The sequence below is a fragment of the Lactobacillus kefiranofaciens genome (assembly GCF_900103655.1).
GTDB classification, from domain to species: Bacteria; Bacillota; Bacilli; order Lactobacillales; family Lactobacillaceae; genus Lactobacillus; species Lactobacillus kefiranofaciens.
The window spans coordinates 1-4,915 of record NZ_FMXC01000064.1; the positions used below are offsets into that span (position 1 = coordinate 1).

7 protein-coding genes and 1 pseudogene are annotated in these 4,915 nt (G+C 33.9%); 6 read left to right on the forward strand and 2 right to left on the reverse strand.

The genetic code is table 11. The features are described 5' to 3' along the window. Positions 1–916 precede the first annotated feature (916 nt). From BLP58_RS11405 to BLP58_RS11425, 5 genes and pseudogenes are all read left to right on the forward strand, one after another. A complete protein-coding gene (locus BLP58_RS11405) occupies positions 917–1,228 on the forward strand; it encodes a TM2 domain-containing protein (protein ID WP_013855377.1) in 312 nt (103 codons plus the stop codon). A gap of 125 nt (positions 1,229–1,353) precedes the next feature. Further along, positions 1,354–1,671 carry a hypothetical protein gene (locus BLP58_RS11410; RefSeq protein WP_025084232.1) on the forward strand — a complete coding sequence of 106 codons (318 nt, stop codon included), beginning with the start codon at positions 1,354–1,356 and terminating at the stop codon, positions 1,669–1,671. Positions 1,672–2,485: 814 nt separating this feature from the next. Continuing rightward, positions 2,486–2,959, forward strand: a pseudogene (locus BLP58_RS11415) (replication initiator protein A); the annotation flags it as partial. A 259-nt stretch (positions 2,960–3,218) separates the two neighbouring features. Beyond that, positions 3,219–3,500, forward strand: a complete 282-nt coding sequence (locus BLP58_RS11420) for a type II toxin-antitoxin system RelB/DinJ family antitoxin (protein ID WP_002819873.1) — start codon at positions 3,219–3,221, stop codon at positions 3,498–3,500. Further along, the gene (locus BLP58_RS11425) at positions 3,490–3,972 is read left to right on the forward strand and encodes a hypothetical protein (RefSeq protein ID WP_013855382.1); all 483 of its coding nucleotides are present in this window, start codon (positions 3,490–3,492) and stop codon (positions 3,970–3,972) included. Before BLP58_RS11420 ends, BLP58_RS11425 begins: the two co-directional genes overlap by 11 nt. On the opposite strand, the gene BLP58_RS11430 is transcribed toward BLP58_RS11425, so the two are convergent. After that, positions 3,962–4,240, reverse strand: coding sequence for a hypothetical protein (locus BLP58_RS11430; RefSeq protein ID WP_013855383.1), 279 nt, complete (start codon positions 4,238–4,240; stop codon positions 3,962–3,964). The two genes, BLP58_RS11425 and BLP58_RS11430, sit on opposite strands and share 11 nt — an antisense overlap. A 19-nt stretch (positions 4,241–4,259) precedes the next feature. Further along, on the reverse strand, positions 4,260–4,469 hold the full coding sequence (locus BLP58_RS11435; protein ID WP_025084233.1) for a hypothetical protein: 210 nt from the start codon (positions 4,467–4,469) through the stop codon (positions 4,260–4,262). Positions 4,470–4,730: 261 nt separating this feature from the next. On the opposite strand from BLP58_RS11435, the gene BLP58_RS11440 reads away from it, so the two are divergent. Next, positions 4,731–4,915, forward strand: a 185-nt coding sequence (locus BLP58_RS11440; RefSeq protein WP_176752304.1) for a MobA/MobL family protein, incomplete at its 3' end; no start/stop codon positions are given.

Below are 4,915 nucleotides of genomic sequence, written 5' to 3' on the forward strand. Positions count from 1 at the left end.
CAGGGCGTTAACTCTCCTCTGAACTCCTTCTGGCTCAATTGAGTTTGGGTTACTTTGCTTGTTTTTTCAAGTTTATTTTTTATTTGGTGGTGCGAGTTTGGTTTAATTGTTTGTTTTTAAATTGTTTTAGAAATAGAGGATGAACAACAAAAGAAACGGATTTAAAAGAATAAAAAAGAAAACAATGCTGGTATTTCTGTTACTGTTTTAGAAATATTTTAAGAAACAACTTGAAAAAAAGATCAGCAAATTGAGGATCAAGCTAAGACTATTGATTTTTTGAAAGGTGAAATTTTGAGGGCTAGGTTAGATAATCAGAAAAAGGAGAAGTTATTTGAAGATGCACATGATAAAGATGCACATGATAAAATAGAAGCAGTTTCAGCTTAGGGAAAAATAGTAAAAAATTACATTGGTGGAATAGGCTTTTTTGAGGGTGAGGGAATTTATAAAATGTTTAAAAGATTAATTGGTTACACTTTAGTATTTACTATTATCTTTGTATTAATTTCATATATTTTAGATTTTATTTTTAAACGTAATTTTGAGTTATATCATGTATTTATTACAGCATTAATATTCAGTTTTATTTATAATTTGTTTTTTGAATTTGAAGACAAAAGAAAAAATTCTAAAAAGTAAAAAAATAATTTTATTTGTAGTGCCCCCCGAAATTCATATTCGAATTTCGGGGGGTTATTATGTCTAAATTAAAAAAGATTCATATTTTTGAAAAATAGATTGTAGAAAATAAGCCTGGCTCTTAAATTTAAGATTAATTACGGACAACTTTATTGCTTATTAAATATTTCATTAAAAAAAGCAGTAGTTTCTGCAATATATCTGCAATATATCATAGATATATAATCATAGATATATATTGGTTGCTTATCTGTTATGGTGGTTTACAGGCTTTATGGGTGGTCATAGATATTATTTTGGTAAAACTGGTAGTGCTGTAGCTATGACATTGATATTTTGGTTAACAGTATGGTTTTTCGGTCTTGGATTTATAATTACGGGGATTTGGATGTTAGTAGATGTTTTTCAGATTTCATCTTGGTTAAAAGCTGATCAGAAAGAAAAGGAGCAAGCTGCAATTCAAGACATTTTGATGCGTCGAGATTTGCAAAATACAAGCGATGGGTATTCAAGTTTGCATGATGATGAAGACGTCAATGTAGAAAATGTTCCAGATTCAGAAGTATCGTCAGAGGAATCTAAATAGAATATTGGTTGCTTATCTGTTATGGTGGTACTATTGTTAAACCTCATGATCTCGCTTCCGATTGGTTTAAAGGCTCATTTAAACCATCATGTATACATAAAATTACAAGATATTAATCAGGTGGTATGATGAAAAAAAATTTAAATATAACTCTTTTAATAGCAGGTATTATTTGTTCTTGTTTCTTGCTATTACAAGCACTACCTTCTTTTCCTAATCTCGTAACTAAAGCGGATGTAATATTAAAAATTTTGGTAGTGTTAGAAGCTATTTTACTGATTGTGTTACCTATTCTTTCATGGTTTCCACAATTAAGAATGACTACTATCGTTTTAGCAGTTGTTCTAATTATTATGTTGATATTTAAATGGTTTCCTGTGTTATCAATAATTTATATTATTGATTCATTATTGGTTATTGGATTTAATGTTTATTTCAAGTAAAACAGCAATGACTATTTTTGGTACTTTTTTGGAAGTAAAAAAGCTACCGACTATACAACTGCCAGTAGCTAGGTTCAACTACTTATCAAACTGATTTAGTTCATGTAGAACTAAATGCAATTCATCTAGAAGAACACAAATGAGAAAAAGAGTAATGCTAACGTGACTTTGGTCATGCAGGCGTGGGCGGTCATTTGACCGTCTTTTATTTTGCTTAAATTAAATATAATTTTATCTAATCAAAAAAGAGATTGAATTAATTTTCAATCTCTTTTTTGATTCTCACGAGCTTTTGAAATCTGGAATTTCATTAGCCGTAACACTTTGTGAATTTTCCAAGTACGCAAAAATAAAAAGCTTGATTTAATAGGTTTTGTCAATTGTGTACGACTTGTTGTTCTTAGCGCTGTAAAGCCTTGCGGCTCTAACAACTTCGTTTAATGTGCATTATGTGAAGTTAAAGAAGCCCTTCCGGAAATTCTCCGAAAAGGCTTCTTTTTTCTTTCAAGTTATGTTGATGCCTTAATTATAGCACGAAAAAATTTTTTATGCTGTAACTCTTTTACTGGCTTGCTTTTAGAAAAAACAAGTAAAAATTTATGAAATCGCCAAAAAATAGGCTTGTGAAAAATCAGCCGTACACAAAAAGAGAATCTTGTTAGATAGGGATTCTCTTTTTTGTTTTTTCAAAACTTTCACAATTATACCACTTGGTTATTTAGTCATTTTTTCGTAGCATTCTCGCAGGGCTTTGGCGTAGTCAACAGCTTTGTCGCTGTCTGGTTTAACATCATAGTATTCAAAGCATTTATCCAACTTTTCCACAGCCAATTTCTCACCAGCTGAAATTGAAGCCCAAAATCGGGATTTAGTAAAACATGCTAATGACTTCTTAACTGATGAAGACAGTGGCTTACCGGTTTTCTTAGAACCAGAAGCCGTGCAACTACTTAGTTTTTGGTGCCGTACCCCACAACAAATGCGGCGCTTCATTGGCATTATCTTAAATGCTAAGTACCGAGTTGAGAAAGATCACAAAGATATTGGTGTCATAATCCCACTTGATGATGAGGAACTGAAACCTTTAATGACTAAAGCCTTAAGACGCTACTTTAACGCCCTAAGAAGCGATGAGAAGCATATCAAGAACGTGGAGAACTACTTATACGGTACTATGCAGAACCTGCTTGGCATTTGGTGGAATAAACAAGCGGCTAGAGAATATGCGGCCAAACACCCCGAAGAAGAAAAGTCGGCCGACAACGATAACAGTGGGTTGTACTACTAGTCCTAAAAGGCTACAAAATCCTTTCTAAGCAGTTCTAAGATTTACTAACATATTTATACTTAAGTTAGATTTAAATGGCTTAAACATAAGAATAGGGGCTTTTAAATGAACGCCAGAGCTAACCAGGCTAACTAGCTCAAAAGTTCAGCCTTTAGATCAACGCCAAGCTCAAGTGATTTGAGGCCAGGGCTTTATCTATTGATAAGGTACTCAAAAGGTAGTATAATGGTAGTAGTAAAAGAAAGGAGATGAGACAATCATGGCAGTTAAGGAAAAGAAACGGGTCCAAGTCAAGATTGATAAAGATTTGGCCGATGATACCGAAGCAGTTTTAAGCGAATTGGGCTTAAATCCAACCACGGCCATTAACATGTTTTACAAGCGGATTGTTGCTAATGGTGCTTTACCTTTTAATGCGTCTTTAAGCGAAGAAGAAAGAGCTAATTTACGCTTTTTAAAGGCGACCGAAGGGACACCAGTCACCGAGTTCAAAGACGCTAAAGAGGTCGCTGATTGGCTCAACGATCCAGATGAGGACTAATGACTTAGTCAGCCTATACGTTAGTTTTGTAGAAACTAACGGTGGCAAGTCTCGGCCAGTTTTAATTCGTCGGGTATCAGAACAGACGGTCGAGGCTTTTAAAATTACTAGTCAGTATGAAAAGAAGTCGGCTTATATCAAGCAACAATATTATCCGATTCAAGATTGGCAATCCGCTGGGTTGAAGAAACCTTCCTGGGTCGATCTTGGTAATATTTATCGCTTTCCCAAAGCCGGTTTAAACTTTAAAGAAATCGGTCATTTAAGTAAGCTAGATCAAAATAAAATTTCAGATTTTACGCTTGACCTAAAATCAAAAAGAAGAGGTAAGGGTCAAAAGATAATTCAACAGCGATCAAGTAAAAGGAAGCACAAAGAAAGTAAAGCAGAGCTTACACAAAGAATTCAAAAACAGTTAAAAGACTTTGCTAAACACAATCCTGAAAATAAAAACGATCGGCCTAGTTATTAGGTTGATCGTTTTTTAATTTATCCGGTTTATGAGCATTAACATAATTAGCAAATATTTTTAAAAGATCTTCGGTTTGTTCGACCGAAAGGTTATCAGCTTGAAAGTATTTTTCGAGCAAAGCCCCTTTTTGAATTAATCGGCGAGAACGGGCTTTGCGGGCTTGCCGATTTTCATAGTATTTAGATTGCCGTAATTTAAAATCTTCTCGCTCAATTTTTTGTTTTAAACGCGCTTGTTGTTTAACTAATTTTTCATATTGATTAGGCATAGTCATTACCACCTAACTATTATTGGTTATTTTGAGATTGATTTAAAAAGGCGGCAACTTTTTTAGCAATCATTTTAATTTGCGGAGTGGTAAGTGTCCCATAATCCAAATTGGCTGATCTAATGATTTGCTTACCGAGGTTTTGTTCAATTTTATATTTTTCTTCTTTAATTTTTTTGTTAAGCTGTTTTAATTTAGCTTCTTGTTTTTCTAAGTTGCTTTGAGACATAACGATCTCTCCAATCATATTAGAAATAATCACCGAAACTATATCATATATGAAACGTTAAGTCAAAGGATAAAAGTTGAAATAGCAAAGCGGAAGGCATACACTAGAAGTAAATTTATGGGAATCAGCAGGCCGAGTGAAACGAGGTCAATGCGCACTTACACGTCATCAAAGATGACGTTGTGCTAAACCCATTAAAACCTGTATTAGAAGTCGCCGATGGCGACAACAAAATCAAACCCATAGAATCAAAGTGAGAAGGTGACTGATATGGCAATATTTCATATGAGTTTTAGTAATATTAGTGCCGGTAAAGGACGAAGTGCCATTGCCAGTGCTGCTTATCGAAGCGGTGAAAAATTATTTGATAATCAAGAAGGCCGCCACTATTTTTATGCCCGCTCGGTTATGCCAGAAAGCTTTATTTTAACCCCAAAAAACGCACC

Excerpts from the sequence above, each read along its gene's own strand:
- BLP58_RS11405 (WP_013855377.1), top strand. The coding sequence starts at position 917 with ATGGGTGGTCATAGATATTATTTTGGTAAAACTGGTAGTGCTGTAGCT.
- BLP58_RS11410 (WP_025084232.1), top strand. The coding sequence starts at position 1,354 with ATGATGAAAAAAAATTTAAATATAACTCTTTTAATAGCAGGTATTATT.
- BLP58_RS11420 (WP_002819873.1), top strand. The coding sequence starts at position 3,219 with ATGGCAGTTAAGGAAAAGAAACGGGTCCAAGTCAAGATTGATAAAGAT.
- BLP58_RS11425 (WP_013855382.1), top strand. The coding sequence starts at position 3,490 with ATGAGGACTAATGACTTAGTCAGCCTATACGTTAGTTTTGTAGAAACT.
- BLP58_RS11430 (WP_013855383.1), bottom strand. The coding sequence starts at position 4,240 with ATGCCTAATCAATATGAAAAATTAGTTAAACAACAAGCGCGTTTAAAA.
- BLP58_RS11435 (WP_025084233.1), bottom strand. The coding sequence starts at position 4,469 with ATGTCTCAAAGCAACTTAGAAAAACAAGAAGCTAAATTAAAACAGCTT.